At 60.3% G+C, this 17,674-nt stretch carries 17 protein-coding genes and 1 pseudogene; 6 read left to right on the plus strand and 12 right to left on the minus strand.

Translation table 11 applies throughout. The features are described 5' to 3' along the window. Positions 1-8: 8 nt before the first annotated feature. From ACR3EN_RS09875 to ACR3EN_RS09890, 4 genes are read right to left on the minus strand one after another with little or no spacing between them, the layout of a single operon-like run. Positions 9-1,505: a phosphomannomutase/phosphoglucomutase gene (locus ACR3EN_RS09875; RefSeq protein ID WP_480822973.1), complete on the minus strand. Its 1,497-nt coding sequence runs from the start codon at positions 1,503-1,505 to the stop codon at positions 9-11. A 15-nt stretch (positions 1,506-1,520) separates the two neighbouring features. Then, complete coding sequence (gene kdsA, locus ACR3EN_RS09880; protein WP_480822971.1) at positions 1,521-2,354, minus strand: 3-deoxy-8-phosphooctulonate synthase; 834 nt, start codon at positions 2,352-2,354, stop codon at positions 1,521-1,523. 6 nt (positions 2,355-2,360) lie between these two features. Continuing rightward, the gene (locus ACR3EN_RS09885) at positions 2,361-3,932 is read right to left on the minus strand and encodes a KpsE/RkpR family capsule polysaccharide export protein (protein WP_480822969.1); all 1,572 of its coding nucleotides are present in this window, start codon (positions 3,930-3,932) and stop codon (positions 2,361-2,363) included. Then, positions 3,910-4,569 (minus strand): ABC transporter ATP-binding protein, encoded by a 660-nt coding sequence (locus tag ACR3EN_RS09890; protein WP_480822967.1) that lies wholly within the window; start codon positions 4,567-4,569, stop codon positions 3,910-3,912. Before ACR3EN_RS09890 ends, ACR3EN_RS09885 begins: the two co-directional genes overlap by 23 nt. Positions 4,570-4,778: 209 nt before the next feature. Here ACR3EN_RS09890 and ACR3EN_RS09895 point away from each other — a divergent pair, with 209 nt between their 5' ends. Then, positions 4,779-5,366, plus strand: a complete 588-nt coding sequence (locus ACR3EN_RS09895; protein WP_480822965.1) for a uracil-DNA glycosylase family protein — start codon at positions 4,779-4,781, stop codon at positions 5,364-5,366. Then, entirely contained in the window at positions 5,359-6,147 is a 789-nt protein-coding gene (locus ACR3EN_RS09900) for an SseB family protein (RefSeq protein WP_480822963.1), read from the plus strand. Before ACR3EN_RS09895 ends, ACR3EN_RS09900 begins: the two co-directional genes overlap by 8 nt. A 12-nt stretch (positions 6,148-6,159) precedes the next feature. Here ACR3EN_RS09900 and yghU read toward each other — a convergent pair whose 3' ends face one another. Then, complete coding sequence (yghU, locus tag ACR3EN_RS09905) at positions 6,160-7,035, minus strand: glutathione-dependent disulfide-bond oxidoreductase (RefSeq protein WP_480822961.1); 876 nt, start codon at positions 7,033-7,035, stop codon at positions 6,160-6,162. Positions 7,036-7,280: 245 nt separating this feature from the next. Between yghU and ACR3EN_RS09910 the strand changes: the two genes are divergently transcribed. Then, positions 7,281-7,799: a YHS domain-containing (seleno)protein gene (locus tag ACR3EN_RS09910; protein WP_480822959.1), complete on the plus strand. Its 519-nt coding sequence runs from the start codon at positions 7,281-7,283 to the stop codon at positions 7,797-7,799. 63 nt (positions 7,800-7,862) lie between these two features. Here the strand turns inward: ACR3EN_RS09910 and ACR3EN_RS09915 are convergent, their stop codons facing one another. Together ACR3EN_RS09915 and metF are read right to left on the minus strand one after the other, a co-directional pair. Then, positions 7,863-8,516 carry a J domain-containing protein gene (locus ACR3EN_RS09915; RefSeq protein ID WP_480822957.1) on the minus strand — a complete coding sequence of 218 codons (654 nt, stop codon included), beginning with the start codon at positions 8,514-8,516 and terminating at the stop codon, positions 7,863-7,865. 172 nt (positions 8,517-8,688) lie between these two features. After that, positions 8,689-9,644: pseudogene (metF, locus tag ACR3EN_RS09920) on the minus strand (methylenetetrahydrofolate reductase [NAD(P)H]). Positions 9,645-9,649: 5 nt separating this feature from the next. Here metF and ACR3EN_RS09925 point away from each other — a divergent pair. Together ACR3EN_RS09925 and ACR3EN_RS09930 are read left to right on the plus strand one after the other, a co-directional pair. Further along, positions 9,650-10,555 carry a LysR family transcriptional regulator gene (locus ACR3EN_RS09925; protein WP_480822955.1) on the plus strand — a complete coding sequence of 302 codons (906 nt, stop codon included), beginning with the start codon at positions 9,650-9,652 and terminating at the stop codon, positions 10,553-10,555. A gap of 95 nt (positions 10,556-10,650) precedes the next feature. Further along, positions 10,651-11,436, plus strand: coding sequence for an inositol monophosphatase family protein (locus ACR3EN_RS09930; protein ID WP_480822953.1), 786 nt, complete (start codon positions 10,651-10,653; stop codon positions 11,434-11,436). 57 nt (positions 11,437-11,493) lie between these two features. Here ACR3EN_RS09930 and bhcD read toward each other — a convergent pair whose 3' ends face one another. The 4 genes from bhcD to bhcA all read right to left on the minus strand — a co-directional run bounded on the left by bhcD (position 11,494) and on the right by bhcA (position 15,880). After that, on the minus strand, positions 11,494-12,459 hold the full coding sequence (gene bhcD, locus ACR3EN_RS09935; protein WP_480822951.1) for an iminosuccinate reductase BhcD: 966 nt from the start codon (positions 12,457-12,459) through the stop codon (positions 11,494-11,496). A 73-nt stretch (positions 12,460-12,532) separates the two neighbouring features. Next, the gene (bhcC, locus tag ACR3EN_RS09940) at positions 12,533-13,696 is read right to left on the minus strand and encodes a 3-hydroxy-D-aspartate aldolase BhcC (protein ID WP_480822949.1); all 1,164 of its coding nucleotides are present in this window, start codon (positions 13,694-13,696) and stop codon (positions 12,533-12,535) included. Positions 13,697-13,707: 11 nt separating this feature from the next. Then, positions 13,708-14,679, minus strand: a complete 972-nt coding sequence (bhcB, locus tag ACR3EN_RS09945) for a beta-hydroxyaspartate dehydratase BhcB (RefSeq protein WP_480822947.1) — start codon at positions 14,677-14,679, stop codon at positions 13,708-13,710. 10 nt (positions 14,680-14,689) lie between these two features. Further along, positions 14,690-15,880: an L-aspartate--glyoxylate aminotransferase BhcA gene (gene bhcA, locus ACR3EN_RS09950; RefSeq protein ID WP_480822945.1), complete on the minus strand. Its 1,191-nt coding sequence runs from the start codon at positions 15,878-15,880 to the stop codon at positions 14,690-14,692. A 191-nt stretch (positions 15,881-16,071) separates the two neighbouring features. Between bhcA and ACR3EN_RS09955 the strand changes: the two genes are divergently transcribed. After that, positions 16,072-16,893 (plus strand): IclR family transcriptional regulator, encoded by an 822-nt coding sequence (locus ACR3EN_RS09955; protein WP_480822943.1) that lies wholly within the window; start codon positions 16,072-16,074, stop codon positions 16,891-16,893. A 3-nt stretch (positions 16,894-16,896) separates the two neighbouring features. On the opposite strand, the gene ACR3EN_RS09960 is transcribed toward ACR3EN_RS09955, so the two are convergent. Further along, positions 16,897-17,640: a rhomboid family intramembrane serine protease gene (locus tag ACR3EN_RS09960; RefSeq protein ID WP_480822941.1), complete on the minus strand. Its 744-nt coding sequence runs from the start codon at positions 17,638-17,640 to the stop codon at positions 16,897-16,899. Positions 17,641-17,674: the final 34 nt, after the last annotated feature.

The following is a 17,674-nucleotide window of genomic DNA, read 5'->3' on the forward strand; positions in this document are numbered from 1 at the left end:
CCGGATCATCAAATCGTCTGATCGTAGTCGCCAACGCCGGGTTCGGTGCGGATCACAGCGTCGATATCGGCAAAGATCGCACGCATCTCGGCTCCGCTCTCGCTGCTTTCGCAGACCACGACAAGGTTTGGCGTGTTGGACGACGCGCGCACCAGCCCCCAGCTGCCATTGTCCAGAATAACCCGCGCGCCGTTGACTGTTACGACCTCTTTGATCGCGCGGCCCGCGAGGGTTTCTCCCGCGTCGGCCTTTGCGACCAGCTTGTCAACCAGCCGCTGCAGGATGTCGTATTTCTCGGTATCGGCGGCATAGGGTGACATGGTGGGGGTCGACCAGGTCTTGGGCAGCGCCTTGCGCAGGTCCGACATGCTCTGATCCGGGTTGCGATCCATCAGCTTGCAGATTTCCACTGCCACGCGCATGCCGCAGTCATAGCCACGTCCAACCGGTTCGGCCAAAAAGTAGTGACCGGATTTCTCGAACCCGGCCAGCGCGCCGATTTCCTTGACCCGGCGTTTCATATGGCTGTGGCCGGTTTTCCAGTAATCGGCCTTGACCCCTCGTGCCTGCAACTCGGGGTCGCTGGCAAAAAGGCCGGTGGATTTCACATCCGCGACAAAGATCGCGTTCGGATAGAGCTTGGCCAGATCGCGCGCCATGATGACGCCAACCTTATCGGCAAAAATCTCTTCGCCCTCATCATCCACGACCCCGCAGCGATCACCGTCACCGTCGAACCCCAGCGCCAGATCGGCGCCGCTGGCTTTGACCGTGTCGGCCATGTCGTGCAGCATCTCCATAGCTTCGGGGTTCGGGTTGTAGTTGGGGAAGGTATAGTCCAGCTGCGTGTGGCTGGGCACGACCTCAACGCCGATACGTTCAAAGATTTCTGGTGCAAAGGCGGCGGCGGTGCCGTTGCCGGTGGCGCAAACGACCTTGAGCGGGCGGGACATTTTGAAGTCGCCGACCAGATCGTCGATATAAGCCTCCTTGACGCCATCTACAAACTCGTAAGAGCCACCCGGGCGGGCGACCCCTTCACCGTTCAGGACGATATCGCGCAGTTCCGACATCTCATCCGGGCCGTGGGTCAGCGGGCGGTCAAAGCCCATCTTGACGCCGGTCCAGCCGTTCGGGTTGTGGCTGGCGGTGACCATCGCGACTGCAGGAACGTCCAGATGGAACTGCGCGAAATAGGCCATTGGGCTCAGCGCCGGGCCGATATCCTTGACCTGAATACCCGCCTGCATCAGCCCCACGATCAGCGCGTTTTTGATCGACAGCGAATAGTCGCGATAGTCGTTACCGACCGCGATCACCGGTTCGATCCCGCGTTTGTGCATCTGGGTGCCCAGACCCAGACCAAGCGCGGTCATGCCGGGCAGGTTGATCTCATCCGGGTATTTCCAGCGCGCGTCATATTCGCGGAAGCCGGTGGGCTTGATCATCGGGTCGCGCAGAAAGCTCCAGGTGTTCTGGGTCACCTCGGCAAGGGGTTTGGTCATTACAAATCTCAATCGTTAAATCTGAATCGGGTTATCTTTGGCGAGCGCATCAAAGCGCATCAATGTGTCAATCAGATGGCCCATCTGATCCAGCGGGATCATGTTGGGGCCGTCCGAGGGCGCGGTGTCGGGGTCCTGATGCGTTTCGATGAATAGCGCACCAACACCAAGCGAGACCGCCGCCCGCGCCATGACCGGTGCAAACTCCCGCTGTCCGCCAGAGGATCCGCCCTGACCGCCCGGTTGCTGCACCGAATGGGTGGCGTCCATGACCACCGGATACCCCGTTTTGGCCATCTGCGGCAGCGAGCGCATATCGGCAACCAAAGTGTTGTAGCCAAAGGATGTTCCGCGCTCGGTCAGCAGGATATTCTGATTGCCGGTGCTTTCGATCTTGGTGACGATGTTGGGCATCTCCCAGGGGGCCAGAAACTGACCCTTCTTCACGTTCACAGCCTTGCCGGTATTGCCCGCCGCCAGCAGCATATCCGTCTGTCGGCACAGAAACGCCGGGATTTGCAGGATGTCGACAGACTCGGCCGCAATCGCGCACTGAGCTTCGGTATGAACGTCTGTCAGAACCGGGATGCCCATGGTCTTGCGAATATCGCCGAGAACCTGCAGTCCGGCGTCGATCCCCATCCCGCGCTTGCCTGACAAGGACGTCCGGTTGGCTTTATCGTAAGACGCCTTGAACACATACTGCGCGCCTGCGGCGTCACAGGCCTCTTTCATGGTGCCTGCGATCATCTGGGCGTGATCGGCGGATTCAAGTTGGCAGGGGCCGGCGATAATCGTCAGCGGAAGATCGTTGCCAACCGTCAGGTCGGCGATTTTTACATGTTTCATGAGTCTTTACGAGGATACCTGTTCACGAAGGACCGACGCGGTAAGCGAGATCATCAGGTAGATACCAGCAAATAACAGGAAAGCCAAAATCGTATTTTCGAACTTGCGCGGGTAGCTGGGTTCCTGACTGGGCACCGGGTTCACGGAAACGGTCAGATAGCGCACCTTGCGGTTGGCCTCGGTTCGGGTGGATTCCATTTGCTGCATCGCGGTTTGCAGCATCATGTCCCGCGCCGCCAGATCGGCCTGCGCCATCTGAATTCGTACGCTCAACCGTGCTAGCGAGTTTTCGCCTGCGGAAACATCCAGCATCTCGGCATTCAGTTCCTCCAGAACCACTTCGAGCCGCGCGATATCTGCACGGGTGCCGTCCACCTTGGCCTGATTGGGGCGCAGGTTATCCAGCAGGGCGGCCAGTTGCAGTTCTTTATCCTGCAGCTCGACTTCGACCTGATCGATGCGCCCGCGCAGGCTGGCGATGACACTTTGCGGATCCAGAATAGCGCCCTGCAATTGCAGCTCGATCAAGTCCTCTTGCGCCTGCCGGCGGGCATCTTGCGCAGCGTCGAAACTGGCGACCGCATCGCGCATCTGGTCTTCGCGTTTCTTTTCCGAAAGGGCATTGACCCTGTCTTCGGCATAAGAAATCAAGCGCTCGGAAAACTGGGTTGCGGTCGCGGCGTCGGGTGCCACAACCTCCATGCGGATCACACCTTCGGTTGGATCGTATCCGATTGTGATCATACGCTTGAAGGTCTTGTAAGCCTCTTCAAGCGTTGCGTCAGGGGAAAGCCGCTGGATCGGGTCTATCGACTCCTGTTTGAACACATCGGTAAAGCCCGCGTCGCGATCAAGCAGGATCAGAGCCTCTTTTGATTCCAGAAACGACTGAACCGAGATCGAATCCTGCGTCGTGGCAAATTGCGTACCGGCCAACAACCCTCCGATGCTGCCGGGGCCGCCATCGGCCTGAAGGATCAGAAATTCGGAATCGCTGGCATACATAGGGGTCGCGATGCGGTAGAAATAGGTGCCAACGATCAAGGTCGGCAGCAGGACAAATGCAGCCAGCCTTGCGAACAGCATCATAAGCTTGCGACGGCGACGGCGCGCGATGTCTTTCTGAATCTGACCGATCTCGTATTCGCGCCGCTGCGTGGGGCTCAGCTCGGGGCCGGGCAGATTTGTCTGACCTTCTTTTGCAGTTTGAGGCAGGTGGATTTTGATATTGTCCTGCGCTTCGTTTTGCGCAGGATCTACTGCGGCCAAGTCCAGCAGGTTGGCCCGCTGAAACGGGTCGATCCCCTTCAGGCGCAGCAGACGCACCGCATCGTAGTCCGAAGTCGCCGCCAGGCCGTTTTTCTGTGCCAAACGCCGCGCCACACGCAATTGGCGACCGGTGAGCCCTTCGCGCTTAATCGCGTCCAGTTCGGTACCCGGCTGGGCATCATTTGCAGCCTGCGGCGTCTGAGTCGCCTCGCGAATGCGCGCCATGGCATTGGCGCGCGCCTCGGCAGTGCCCTCACCGCTTGGTGTGCGGTCGGGATTGTACTTTCTAGCCTTGGGCTTCGTAGTCATAAAGCTGCTTCGCCTCTTCCAAGGTTTCAAACATATACAGCTGGCCATCCAGCAGCACCGCCGCTTGCCGCGCGAATTTCTCAAGAACTGCAGGGTTGTGCGAGACGATCACAAGCGTCGTGGTGCGCAGGCGTTCCTGCAAAATGGCACCGGCTTTCCTGTTGAATTCGACGTCCGTTGTCGAGGGCATCCCTTCGTCAATCAGGTACATATCGAAATCCAGCGCCAGCATCAGCGCAAAGGTGAATCGCGCCCGCATGCCGCTGGAGTAGGTGCCAAGAGGCTGGTTGAAGTACTCACCCAGATTGCAAAGCCAGCTGCAATAGGCTTCGACATAGTCGGGATCCATGCCGTAGATCTTGGCGATGTAGCGCGCATTCTCAAGCGCCGACAGCCGCTTGGCCACTCCGCCGGTGAAGCCCATGGGGAACGACACCCGGCAGTCACGCCGGATCACACCTTCGTCAGGTTTTTCCAACCCCGCCATCATGTTGATCAGCGTGGTCTTGCCGGTCCCATTGGGGGCCAACACGCCCAGCGAGGTGCCAAGTTCGACCCGGAACGACACCCGGTCCAGAATCACCTTGCGGCGGGTTCCGGTCCAGAAAGACTTGCTGACATTGTCAAATTCCAGCATGCGCGGCCTGTAGATCGCTCGAAGTGTTGTCGGTTTGAAAGCGTGGGTGCTACCGATCCATGTTGGCCACATTATGTCGAAATATGAAACAAATGATCAATGCACATCCGAGGCCATGACGACGAAGTGTTGCAGCGCGCACCTGTATCGGCAGGGGCGCGGGGTGCCGCTGCCTTGACCCGGTGAAATTTGCAGCGCCAGATGACCGCATGACTTCACTGATCGACGATATCCGCGCCTGCCGTATTTGCGCAGACAAGTTTGCCCAGACCGAAACCGCGCACCAGCCGCGCCCGGTGGCATGGTTCCGCCCCGGAGCCCGCATTCTGATCGCAGGGCAGGCTCCTGGCGCGCGGGTGCACGAATCCGGCAGGCCCTTCACCGACCCGTCAGGGGACCGCCTGCGCGACTGGCTGGGGGTAGACGAGGCCGCCTTCTATGACCGAGACCGGGTGTCGATCGTGCCGATGGCGTTCTGTTTTCCCGGCTACAACGCCCGCAAGGCGGATTTGCCGCCACCGCCGATTTGCGGGAAGACATGGCATGCTAAGGTGATGGCCGAGCTTGGGGACGTGCCGCTGACGGTGCTGGTGGGCGGTCATGCGCACAAGTATCACCTTGGGGCCAAGACGCCCGTAACCGAGACTGTCAGTCGGTGGCGGGACCATGCGCCGCGGGTCTTTGCCTTGCCTCATCCGTCGTGGCGCAATACGGCTTGGCTGAAGAAGAACCCGTGGTTCGAGGCCGACCTGCTGCCGGTCCTGCGCGCCCGGGTGCAAGAGGTGATGAATGGCTGAAACAACGGCGTTGGACGCCGCCCATGCCGCGATGGAGGCAACCCCGCAGGACGATGCCGCGCGGTTGCGGTTCTTCGAACGGCTTGCCGATAGTGAGCTGTTCCTGATGCTGACCGAGGAGGCGCGCGACGAGAATATTTCGCCCGAGTTATTCGACGTTGCAGACGGGCGTTTCGTGCTGGCCTTTGACCTCGAGGAGCGGCTTGCGCGGTTTGCAGGTCGCCCGGTGCCGTATGTGGCGCTCTCGGGCCGGGTTCTTTCGTCGATGCTGGCGGGACAAGGGATCGGGCTGGGGCTGAACCTTGAGGCCGCGCCATCCTCGATGCTGATCCCGGCCGAGGCGCTGGCGTGGCTGGCCGATACGCTTCAGCACGGTCCCGAGGAAGTTCAGCAACAGCTGGCCGAATTCACGCCGCCTGCGGGCCTGCCCGACGTCCTGCTGACCGCGTTAGACGCTAAACTGGCAACCGCTGCAGGGCTCGCCGCTGCGGCGTTTCTGGTGGGGACCAGAACGCAGGATGGCGGTCAGGGCCATCTGCTGGGCTTTGTCGCCGCTGTCGAGGGCGCGCAATCCGCACTGGCCCGTGCGGTGTCCGAGGCTCTGACCTTCTCAGGCATCGAAGCCGGGGCGCTGGATGTGGGGTTCTTCGCGCCGGATGACCCCGCCGCCGCTGCGCTGGCGAAGGTCGGGCTGCGGTTCGATCTGCCGCAACCGCAGGCCCCGCAAATGGAAAGGGCCGCTCCGGGTTCTGATCCCGAACGGCCCCCCATTCTGAAATAGTCGGCGAAGCGCTTAATCCGCCGGAGCCAGCTTGTCCTGCGTGCGGGTCTCGAAATCGCTGGCATCGTGGCGCTCGTGCAGCTGCGTGTGCGGCTCACCAAAGGCGCGGTTGACCATACGGCCGCGCTGAACCGCCGGGCGGGCGTCGATCTCTTTGGCCCAACGCATGACGTTTTCATAGCTTTCGACGTCAAGGAACTCTGCCGCGTCATAGAGACGGCCCAGAACCAACTGCCCGTACCACGGCCAGATCGCCATATCGGCGATGGTATAGTCGGGACCGGCGATATAGGGCTTCTCGGCCAGCTCCAGATCCAGCACATGCAACTGGCGTTTCGCCTCCATGGCGAAGCGGTCAATCGGGTATTGCCACTTTTCGGGCGCATACGCATAGAAATGGCCAAAGCCGCCGCCCAGATAGGGCGCGCTGCCCATCTGCCAGAACAGCCAGTTCATGGTCTCGGTACGTTCCGGTCCGCTTGCGGGCAGGAACGCGCCGAATTTCTCGGCCAGATGGAACAGGATCGAGGCGCTTTCGAACACGCGGATCGGGGTCTCGCCCGACCGATCCCACAGCGCAGGAATTTTCGAGTTCGGATTGGCCCCGACAAAGCCCGAGCTGAACTGGTCGCCTTCACCGATATTGATCAGCCAGGCGTTGTATTCGGCCCCCTCGTGGCCCAGTGCCAGCAACTCTTCGAGCATCACGGTCACTTTGACGCCGTTGGGCGTGGCCAGCGAATACAGCTGCATCGGGTGCTTGCCGACCGGCAGGTCCTTGTCATGGGTGGCCCCGGCGATGGGGCGGTTGATATTGGCAAAGCGACCGCCGCTTTCGCTGTCCCATGTCCAAACCTTCGGAGGGGTATAGGTGGATTGTTCGCTCATCTCATGCCTTTCCTTCAGAACCGGCCCCCAAGGCCGCTGCACCCACAGCTAATATTGCAGAACCCAAAGTCCAACCCCGGTCCGGCCGCAAACTTTGTAACATTCGGCACGGATTGGCTCACGAATCACGTTCTGATGTCACAGCGGCGCGAGGTGGTCTTCGCACCGATCGAAAACCCCCTATTGTCTGAGCAGACCCATCAAGCCGGGTTCGCTGAAACCGTAAGGATATGAGGACCAATCATATGAAACGCTTTGCGCTGAGTCTTGCCGCAACATTGGCCTTTGCTGTACCCGCTTTTGCAGGGGATCAGTATGTTGATGGCACCGGATTCGCCGTCTCAGGATATGACGTCGTTGCCTATCGCAGCCTGGATCAGGCGCCTGTTGGCCAATCGCAACCCGAGGCCGTGCGTGGCCGGGCGGATATCACCGCCGAATACAATGGCGCAACCTGGGCGTTCGCCAGCGAAGAAAACCGTGACAGATTCCTTGAAAACCCGGCCTATTACGCCCCCCAATATGACGGGCACTGCGCTTATGGTGTTTCGAAAGGCGGCAAAGTTCCGGCCAACCCGCACCTGTGGCGGATTGTCGACGACAAGCTGTACCTGAACATCACCGATGTTGTCGTTGGTTTCTTCGAAGAGGACATTCCCGGCAACATTAATCTGGCCGAAGGCAACTGGCCGGGTATCGAACCTGCTGCGGCTTCGACCAGCGTGATCCCGAAATTTACCTCGGAAGGCCCGATCTCGAACTGATCACCCCCTCGGACCTGAAGCAAGAAGCCCGGCCGCAAAGGCCGGGCTTTTTGTTTGCTTGCACTATCCGGCCAGTTCGTAGGTGTCGCGCATGTCCTGATCCGCTTCAAAGCGGATTTTAACGCTTTTTGCGCCTGGAAACTTACGCTCGCGGATCGGGTCGGGGATGACGATTTCGCCCGAGCCCGAGCTTTTGGACTGGAAGGTCAAAATCTCTGTCTCGGCCTTTCGGCAACTGGCCAGAACCGAGGTTGGCAGCGCAACCCGGTTGGCCCCTTCGCAGACCGATGAGGCCACGAAATATGTCAGGTCGCGGCCAAAGCATCCGATCGCCTCGGGCACATGGTCTGACGATCTGTCTTTGCGCATTCCGCCCGTGTCGTTCGAGAAATCCGTCAGCGCGCGCTCGGGGTTCAAAAGATCGCGGCAAGCCTCGATCTGATCCGGGCCCAGCTCGATCACGCGCTTTTTCAGGCGCGGTCGGCGCGGCATTGACGACCCCTGGGCCCCATGAAGGGTCAGCCCCTCTTTGCGCAGGTAGTCATAGGCCGCCTTGGCCTGCGAAAACCCGCCATAATCCCCGCCGGTATGATCGGGATGGTCGTGGAAGGCGACTCTGCGCCAGGCCTCTCGAATTTCGTCCGCACTGGCGTTTTGGGCAAGACCCAGAACCTGCAACGCGTCGGTCCGAGCCTTGATCTTGCTCACTGGCTCCATACTCACAATACTCGTTAAAACTACACTGGACCCAGAGTGCCAATGGTCACTTTTTTGTCAAATTTTACCGGGTATTAGGCAGGGCATACTCAACAGTTAGCGGGCGCGTGTTTCGATTGTCGCCGATATGGTGTTCTGCCCGCCATGTACGGCGGGCCGATCCGTCATTGCCTCAGGCCACGTTTTGCAAGTCGGCGCGCGGCGTGATGCCCAATGCAAAGCAAACATCGCGGGTCAGTTCGGGACGGTTGAGCGTATAGAAATGCAGCTTGTCCACGCCGCCCTCGATCAGGTCCGAGCACAGCTCGGTGCAGAGCGCGGTGGCCAATAGGTCTTCGCGATCATCGCGCAGGGCCTTGTCAAAGGCCTGCTCGACCCATGCCGGGATGCGCGTCCCGCAGCGCTGGGCAAAGCGGCGCGCCCCTTTCCAGTTCTCGATTGGCAGGATGCCGGGCACGATCGGCTTGTCGATGCCCGCCTTTTCGCAGGCATCGCGGAAGCGGAAGAAGGTTTCAGCCTCGAAGAAGAACTGGGTCAGCGCCTCGTCCGCGCCAGCATCCAGTTTGGCCTTCAGCCAGTCGACATCCGTGCGCGCGCATTGCGCCTCGGGGTGGATATCCGGATATGCACCGACGCGGATGTTGAATTTCCCGGTTTCGGCCAGTGCTGAAATCAACTCGACAGAGTTCGCAAACCCGTCCGGATGCGGAACAAATCGATCCTGCCCTTTCGGCGGGTCCCCCGCAGCGCCACGATATCGCGCACCCCTGCCGCCGCGAAGGCGTCGGCGATGGCCAGTGTCTCGTCCCGTGTGGCGTCGACGCAGGTGAGGTGCGCCGCCACCGGCAGGCCCGAGGATTTGTGCAGCGTCGCGACCGCATCACGCGTCAACTCGCGCGTTGTGCCGCCCGCACCATAGGTAACCGAGACAAATCGCGGCTCGAGCGGGGCCAGTGTTTGTACGGTGTCCCACAGGCGGAACGAAGCCTCCAAAGATTGGGGCGGAAAGAACTCGAATGAAATCTCGGGCTGGGTCATGGCGGCCTCTGTATCTGTCATTTCCGCTCTTGTGCCATTTGAATCATTGTGAGACAAACTCATATTATTCAAGAACAACATGAGCTGCATGAGATATGCATATCGAATTCCGCCACCTGCGCACGATCAAAGCCATCCACGAATGCGGCGGGCTGGCGCGGGCCGCCGATCAGCTGAACATCACGCAATCCGCGCTGAGTCATCAGATCAAGGGGTTAGAGGATCAGGCCGGGGTCGAACTGTTCCTGCGCCGGTCGAAGCCGATGAAGCTGTCGGCGGCGGGCCTGCGCCTGTTGCGGCTGGCAGAGCAAATCCTGCCGCAGGTCGAGGCGATGCAGCAAGAATTCTCATCCCTGCGCGACGGACGCACGGGCCGGATGCATATCGCCATAGAATGCCATGCCTGCTTCGAGTGGCTGTTTCCGGTACTCGAATCGTTTCGCAAGTCATGGCCGGACGTCGACGTGGATATCCGCCCCGGCCTGGCTTTTGATGCGTTGCCAGCCTTGCAAAAGGAAGAGGTCGATCTGGTTGTCTCATCCGATCCCGAGGACCTGCCCGGCGTCGAGTTTGTAGAGCTTTTTGACTATAACGCGGTGTTCGTCGCCGCCTCGTCCCATCCCTTGGCCGAAAAACCCTATATCGAGGCCGAGGATTTCCGGGGCCAGACCCTGATCACTTATCCGGTCGAACGCACCCGGCTGGACGTGTTCAGCCAGTTGCTGATCCCGGCGCGGGTTGAACCTGCCGCAATCCGGCAGGTCGAGCTGACGGCGGTGATCCTGCTGCTGGTCGCCTCGAACCGGGGGATTTCCGTGCTCCCCGACTGGGTGGTGCGCGAGGTGAAGTACAATTCCGACTATGTTACCCGCCCGCTGACCAAGGACGGGATCACCCGCAGGCTTTATGCTGCGGTGCGTACAGAGGACCTTGAAAAACCCTTTGTTCAGGAACTGGTAAAGCTGGCCCGCACAGAGGCACGCGCGCTGCAATCACAGTAGCGCCCGGCGCAGGGCAGCCATGCGCATCATTCCTCTTGGCAAGGCTGCATTGCATCAGTATACGCGCGGTTTGACCGGACAGGAGCCTATGGACAATGGTTGGCAGTGCAAATCTCAACATCATGATCAAAGCCGCGCGCAAGGCGGGGCGGTCTCTGGTCAAGGATTTTCGTGAAGTCGAGAACCTGCAGGTGTCGATGAAAGGCGCGGGTGACTTTGTTTCGAAGGCCGACATCGCTGCCGAGGCGATCCTGAAAGAGGAACTGCTGGGCGCGCGTCCGACCTATGGCTGGCTGGCTGAAGAGGGTGGCACGATCGGTGGCGAAGACCCGACCCGCCGCTGGATTGTCGACCCGCTGGACGGCACCACGAACTTTCTGCACGGGCTGCCGCACTGGGCTGTTTCGATCGCACTGGAACACAAAGGCAAGATCGTTGCCGGTGTGATTTATGATGCCGCCAAGGACGAGATGTTCTTTGCCGAAAAGGGCGAGGGCGCGTGGATGAACGATATGCGCATCCGTGTCTCAGGCCGTCACCGCATGATCGAATCCATTTTCTCGACCGGCCTGCCATTCGGTGGCCGCTCGGACCTGCCTGCGACCCTGCAGGATCTGGCGCGCCTGATGCCCGCCTGCGCCGGGGTGCGTCGCTGGGGCGCTGCGGCACTGGACATGGCCTATGTGGCCGCTGGCCGTTACGAAGGCTTTTGGGAGCGTCGGCTGAACGCATGGGATGTCGCCGCCGGCATCATCATCGTGAAAGAGGCCGGCGGGTTTGTTCAGGCCCTGAACCCCGAAGGCAGCGTGCTTGACGATGGCGAAGTGATCTGCGCCAACGAGCCGATTTTTGACACCTTTGCCAAAGTGATCCGGGGCTGACCCGCAACCCCGGTCTGTTGATCGCAGCGCGCGTCCGGTTCGGGCGCGCGTTTTGGTTTAGAAGTCGACCTCGATCGCGATCCCCTGTCGAACCGCCAGATTGACCACTGCGCTGGCCACGGCAAGATCCTGCAACCCGACGCCAGTGCCATCGAAGACCGTGACCTCATGGTCGGAGATGCGTCCGGGATGGGTGCCGTTGATGACCTCTCCGATCTGGCGGATATCGCTTTCCGCTTTGGTTCCGATGGCGACTGCATGCTGGCTTTCGCCCAAGGTCACCGCCTGCGCGACCTCGTCGGTGAATACACTGGCACGGGCGATCAGATCGGTTGCGACTTCATGCTTGCCGACCGTATCAGTGCCCATGCAGGCGATGTGGGTGCCGTCTGAGACATGCGCGGACATCAGTGTTGGCGCAAAGGACGAGGTGATGGTGATAATCACATCCGCCTGCGCCATGCCGGGCAGGTCGACCGCCTCAAACGGCAGCCCTGCCTCTGCCGCGACCTTTTCGATATTGGGCAGCATCTCGGGGTGCAGGTTCCAGCCGATGACTTTTTCAAACGCGCGCTGTTCCAATGCGGCGCGCAGTTGGAAGGTGGCCTGATGCCCTGCGCCCACCATCCCGATCACCTTGGCATCCTTACGCGCCAGATGGTTGATCGACACTGACGAAGCCGCCGCCGTTCGCAGCGCGGTCAGCAGGTTGCCGCCCACGATGGCGCGGACACGGCCTGTGTCGGGGTCGAACAGAAACACGGTGGATTGGTGATTGATCAGCCCGTTTGTCTCAAGATTATTGGGCCAGTATCCTCCGGCCTTGAGGCCGAGATTCATACTCGCACGGTCAAACCCACCTTTGAATCCATAGAGCGCATCCGCGTGGCCAATCGCCTCGCGCACAACCGGGAAGTTGTAGGCGTCGCCTGCGGCCATGGCGGCAAACACCTGTTCAACCGCAGCATAGCTTTCCTTGCGACCCAACAGCGCGCCGATTTCCTTTTCAGGAACGATGATCATCGCATGTGTCTTTCTTTCAGATTGAACAAGAGAAGGGCTGCTCAGAGCGCACGCTCTGACACTCGTTTATGGATCAATAGGCCTTGCCACGCGCGGATACCGGCCAAAGGGTTTCGACCTTGCCGTTTCGCACACCCACATACCAGTCATGGACATTGCAGGTCGGGTCGCAGTGCCCGGGCACCAGCCGCAGCTTGTCGTTGACCTTCAGCACGCCCTGCGGGTCACCGATCACGCCATGCTCGTCTGAGCATTTCAGGTATTCCACATCATCGCGCCCATAGATGAAGGGCAGGCCGCTATCGACCGACTGCGCCTTCAGGCCCGCATCGCAAATCGCCTTGTCGGCCTTGGCGTGGCTCATCACGCTGGTCAGGATGAACAGCGCGTTTTCCCATTCGCCCTGATCGATCCGCTTGCCATCCTTGTCGAGGATGCGCCCGTAATCAGCGTCCATGAACGCGTAAGAGCCGCACTGCAACTCGTTGTATACGCCTGAATTGCTTTCGAAATAGTACGAACCGGTTCCGCCGCCCGAGATCAGCTCACATTCGATCCCTTCGGCTTTCAGTCCGTCAACGGCATCTTTGACCATGGCGATTGCGGTATCCAGTTTGTCCTTCCGCGCTTCATAGGTATCCAGATGCTGCATCGCGCCTTGGTAGGCTTGAATCCCAGTGAATTTCAGGTTTGGGGCCGCTTCAACGGCCTTGGCGATCTCGATCACGGCAAGAGTAGTCGTCACCCCGCAGCGGCCCGCGCCGCAGTCGATCTCGACAAAAACCTCAAGCTCGGTGCCGTGTTTGACCGCAGCGGCAGACAAATCTGGCACGTTTTGCACGTCGTCGACGCAAACAATCGTGCGGGTTCCCAGCTTGGGCAGTCGCGCCAGACGGTCGATCTTGACCGGGTCGCGCACCTGGTTTGAGACCAGAACGTCCTTGATGCCGCCGCGTGCGAATACTTCGGCTTCGGAAACCTTCTGGCAGCAGACACCAACCGCGCCGCCGAGGCGTTCCTGAAGTTTCGCGACATCCACGGATTTATGCATCTTGCCATGCACCCGGTGGCGCATCCCATGCGCCTTGGCATAGTCGCCCATCTTCTGGATGTTGCGTTCCAGTGCGTCCAGATCGAGGATCAGGCACGGGGTCTGGATCTCGGATTCATCCATGCCAATCGCGGCGGGGATGTCATAGCCAACTTCGAGTTGATCGATATTCATAGGTTTGTTCATCCTGTTTTTCCTTACCCGTTCAGCCAGGGCAGCTTGTCCAGATCCACATTGCCGCCGGTGATGATCACGCCAACGCGCTTGCCGCGGAAGACCTCCGGGTTCTTGAGGATTGTCGCCAGCGGCACCGCCGAGGACGGCTCCATCACCACTCGCAGGTATTTCCAGGTCAGTTTCATCGCGTCGATGATCTCAGCATCCGAGGTGGTGAAGATGTCGGTCACGTTGTTCGAGACAAAGTGCCAGGTGTTTTCCTTGAGTGGCACCAGCAGCCCGTCGGCGATTGTTTTGGGTGCGTCATCGGCAATGATATGACCCGCTTTGAAAGACCGATACGCATCGTCGGCCTGCTCGGGCTCGGCCGCGTAGATTGCCGTGCCGGGCGCTAGATTCGAGACCGTCAGACAGGTGCCCGAAACCATCCCGCCACCGCCGATAGGCGCGATGACGGCGTCGACGCCACCCGTTTGTTCCAACATCTCAGCCGAGCAGGTGGCCTGACCAGCGATGACGCGCGGGTCGTTGTAAGGGTGCACGAACGCGCCGCCCGTCCGCGCCTGTACTTCGGCAAAGGTTGCCTCGCGGGACGAGGTTGAAGGCTCGCATTCGGTAATTGTCCCACCATAGCGGCGCACGGCGTCTTTCTTGGCCTGCGGTGCAGTGCGCGGCATGACGACGTTGCAGGGGATGCCCCGCCGTCCGGCCGCATAAGACAGCGACAGCGCGTGGTTACCGCTGGAATGGGTGCAGACGCCCTTGGCGGCCATCTTATCGCTCAGGCCGAACACGGCGTTGCAGGCACCGCGTACCTTGAAGGCGCCTGCCTCCTGAAAATTCTCGCATTTGAAGAACAACTGGGCACCGGTCAGCTCGTTCAGATAATCCGAGGTCATGATGGGCGTGAGGCGGATATGCGGCTTGATCCGTTCATGCGCGGTACGCATGTCGTCGATGGTCAGGTCTGCCGCTGGTATGTGATCCAACATCCCCTCCTCCTCAGGCTGCGGCTTTGGCGTGGCCCGATGGGCCCGTGCGGTAATAGTCCTGCGCCGCGGCGACGCCGCTGCCCAGCTTGATCGGATAGTTCAGGTCCGCCATCGCCATTTCGATCGTGCTGAGACCGGACAGAACCATCACATCCGTCAGGCTGCCCAGATGGCCTATGCGGAAGGCCTTGCCGTTCAACTCGCCCAGCCCGATGCCGAAAGATACGCCATAGGCGTTGAACGCATGATCGGTGAGCGCGTTGCTGTCGTAACCTTCGGGCACATAAATCGCGCTGACAGTGTCCGAATACAGTTCCGGCGATTGGGCGACCAGCGTCAGGCCCCATGCCTCGACGGCACGCCGGACGCCCGCGGCCAGTCGGTGGTGGCGGGCATAGACGTTGCCCAACCCCTCTTCGAACAGCATCTTCAGGCTTTCACGCAGACCGTAGATCAACTGTAGCGGCGGCGTATAGGGAAACCCGCCCAAGGCATTCGCGGCCATCATATCCCCGAAGTCAAAGAAAGTGCGCGGCAGGCTGGCGGTTTCCATCGCGGCCAGCGCCTTGGGGCTGACGCACAGGATTGCCATGCCGGTGGCCAGCATGAACCCCTTTTGCGACCCAGAGACCGCGATGTCCACGCCCCAGCGGTCAAACTCGAACGGCATCGAGGCCAGCGAGCTGACGCAATCGACAAACATCATCGCGGGGTGATCGCTGGCATCTATCGCTTTGCGCACCGCCGCAATGTCCGAACGTACGCCGGTTGCGGTTTCGTTATGCGTGACCAGAACGGCCTTGATCTGGTGGGATGTATCTGCCCTAAGCGCTGCTTCGAACTGGTCGGCGGGTGCGCCTGTGCCCCAGCGGCATTCGATGACCTGTACCTCCAACCCATGCCGCTGACACAGGTCGATCCAGCGGTGGCTGAACACACCATAACGCGCCACCAGCACCCTGTCGCCGGGGCTGAGCGTATTGGTGATCGCAGCCTCCCACCCGCCAGTGCCGCTGGCGGGGAAGGTGACGATCTGCCCATCGCTGGTGCCGAACACCTTTTTTGTGTCCTCAAGGACCGGTGAAAATGTCTCGACAAAGTCCGGCGCGCGGTGATCTTGCGTCTGTACCTGCATTGCCAACCGCAGGCGATCGGGGATGTTGGTCGGGCCGGGAATGAAAACCGGGTTCTGGTTTGACATGACACTTATCCTTTGCTCTCGCCTCAAGTGTCGCCTGAGCATCAGGGTTTTGCAATTTTCTTGAAAAATATTTTCATTTTGGATAGGTAAAATTCAACCACATGAAATATAATGATTTTTAGTTTCTCAAAATTGTAAGCAAAAAACACATCGCTTCTGAGCGAGGCAAGAAACCGGAGGGTTCGGGCACCATGGACTCACAAAAACGGCCGCGCGGCAGGCCGAAATCGCTGTTCAAGGAAAGCTCAGCCGGGACGATGCAATCGCTGGACCGCGCGCTGGGGGTTCTGACCACGGTTGCGCGACTAGAGCGCGCCGCGCTCAGCGATCTGGCGCGCGCGGTTGAGGTGCCGACCGCGACCACCCACCGCATCCTCGTGACCCTTCAGAAACATGGCTTCGTCGCCTTCGATGATGAGCGGCAGGAATGGATGATCGGGATCGAGGCTTATCGCACCGGAGCTTCATTCCTGCGCCGGAACAGCGTGCTTGAGGTCGGCAGGCCGATCCTGCGGCGTCTGATGCAGGACAGCGGTGAGACCGCCAATCTGGCTGTCCCAGACGGCGGCGCGGTCGTGTTTGTTGGGCAGGTCGAAACCCAGAACCCCATCCGCGCGTTCTTCCCGCCGGGCGCGCGGACGCCCATGTATGCCTCGGGCACGGGCAAGGCGATCTTGGCGGCGATGCGCGAAGACCGGTTGAACAAGGCGCTGGACGCGGCTGAGCTGATCCCGTTTACCGGCAGCACGCTTCTGCCGGACACGGGGCTGCTGCAGGATCTGGCCCAAACCCGTCAGCGCGGCTGGTCGCATGATCATGAAGAACGCTATGAGGGCATGTCCTGCATCGGCGCGGCCATCTTTGATGACAGGGGTGAGCCTTGCGCGGGCATTTCAGTCTCGGGACCGACGGTGCGGTTCAGCATGGATCGCGCGCCGGAACTGGGGGCGCTGGTCACCAGTGCTGCGCGTGAGATCACGCATCTCAGCGGTGGGCGGTTGCCTGCGGACTAGGTGCTAGCGGCGCGGCACCTTGGGGATGCGTGATCGCGACAGCTTGTATTTGTGTTCCGGATGCGGTGGATGGCCGTGCGTGCGGTTCCAGAACCCGGTCCCGCCACGCCTGAGCCATAGCGGAATGCACAGGATCAGCCCAACAAAGAACCCTCCGGTATGGGCCCAATAGGCGACGCCGCCCTGATCGGGGTCGCTGGATAGGCTGCCCATGAACTGAAGACCCAGCCAGACGCCCAGCATGACAAAAGCAGGGATGGTGAAGACGCGGAAATAGACGATCAGGATCAGCAGAATATCCACACGCGCTTTCGGGAACAGCAGCAGATAGCCGCCCATCACACCGGCAATCGCACCCGAGGCTCCAATCGTCGGCACCACCGATCCGGGGGCCGAGATCACATGGATCAGCCCTGCACCGATACCGGCCAACAGATAGAACAGCAAAAACGGCAGGTGCCCCATCTCGTCTTCGAGGTTATCGCCGAATATCCATAGAAACAGCATGTTCCCGGCCAGATGCATCCAGCCCCCGTGCAGGAACATCGAGGTGACGAGCGTTTCAAGCGCAAAGCCGTCCGAGATGCGCGCGGGAATGACGGCATAGTCGAAATAGAACCGGTTGAGCAGCCGTGCATCCTCCATAATCCCCAGATAGCTAAGGAAGATCAGTATGTTGGCGGCCAGCAGGGCATAGACAACGAACGGAGTACGCCCCGAGGGGTTATGATCACGGATCGGAAACATGGCGCGACGCTGGGCTTTTCACCGCCCAGCGTCA

It is taken from the genome of Ruegeria sp. G7, from assembly GCF_056535465.1.

Bases quoted from the DNA above. Each gene is read 5' to 3' on its own strand.
- ACR3EN_RS09875 (WP_480822973.1), bottom strand. From the start codon at position 1,505: ATGACCAAACCCCTTGCCGAGGTGACCCAGAACACCTGGAGCTTTCTG.
- kdsA (WP_480822971.1), bottom strand. From the start codon at position 2,354: ATGAAACATGTAAAAATCGCCGACCTGACGGTTGGCAACGATCTTCCG.
- ACR3EN_RS09885 (WP_480822969.1), bottom strand. From the start codon at position 3,932: ATGACTACGAAGCCCAAGGCTAGAAAGTACAATCCCGACCGCACACCA.
- ACR3EN_RS09890 (WP_480822967.1), bottom strand. From the start codon at position 4,569: ATGCTGGAATTTGACAATGTCAGCAAGTCTTTCTGGACCGGAACCCGC.
- ACR3EN_RS09895 (WP_480822965.1), top strand. From the start codon at position 4,779: ATGACTTCACTGATCGACGATATCCGCGCCTGCCGTATTTGCGCAGAC.
- ACR3EN_RS09900 (WP_480822963.1), top strand. From the start codon at position 5,359: ATGGCTGAAACAACGGCGTTGGACGCCGCCCATGCCGCGATGGAGGCA.
- yghU (WP_480822961.1), bottom strand. From the start codon at position 7,035: ATGAGCGAACAATCCACCTATACCCCTCCGAAGGTTTGGACATGGGAC.
- ACR3EN_RS09910 (WP_480822959.1), top strand. From the start codon at position 7,281: ATGAAACGCTTTGCGCTGAGTCTTGCCGCAACATTGGCCTTTGCTGTA.
- ACR3EN_RS09915 (WP_480822957.1), bottom strand. From the start codon at position 8,516: ATGGAGCCAGTGAGCAAGATCAAGGCTCGGACCGACGCGTTGCAGGTT.
- ACR3EN_RS09925 (WP_480822955.1), top strand. From the start codon at position 9,650: ATGCATATCGAATTCCGCCACCTGCGCACGATCAAAGCCATCCACGAA.
- ACR3EN_RS09930 (WP_480822953.1), top strand. From the start codon at position 10,651: ATGGTTGGCAGTGCAAATCTCAACATCATGATCAAAGCCGCGCGCAAG.
- bhcD (WP_480822951.1), bottom strand. From the start codon at position 12,459: ATGATCATCGTTCCTGAAAAGGAAATCGGCGCGCTGTTGGGTCGCAAG.
- bhcC (WP_480822949.1), bottom strand. From the start codon at position 13,696: ATGAACAAACCTATGAATATCGATCAACTCGAAGTTGGCTATGACATC.
- bhcB (WP_480822947.1), bottom strand. From the start codon at position 14,679: ATGTTGGATCACATACCAGCGGCAGACCTGACCATCGACGACATGCGT.
- bhcA (WP_480822945.1), bottom strand. From the start codon at position 15,880: ATGTCAAACCAGAACCCGGTTTTCATTCCCGGCCCGACCAACATCCCC.
- ACR3EN_RS09955 (WP_480822943.1), top strand. From the start codon at position 16,072: ATGGACTCACAAAAACGGCCGCGCGGCAGGCCGAAATCGCTGTTCAAG.
- ACR3EN_RS09960 (WP_480822941.1), bottom strand. From the start codon at position 17,640: ATGTTTCCGATCCGTGATCATAACCCCTCGGGGCGTACTCCGTTCGTT.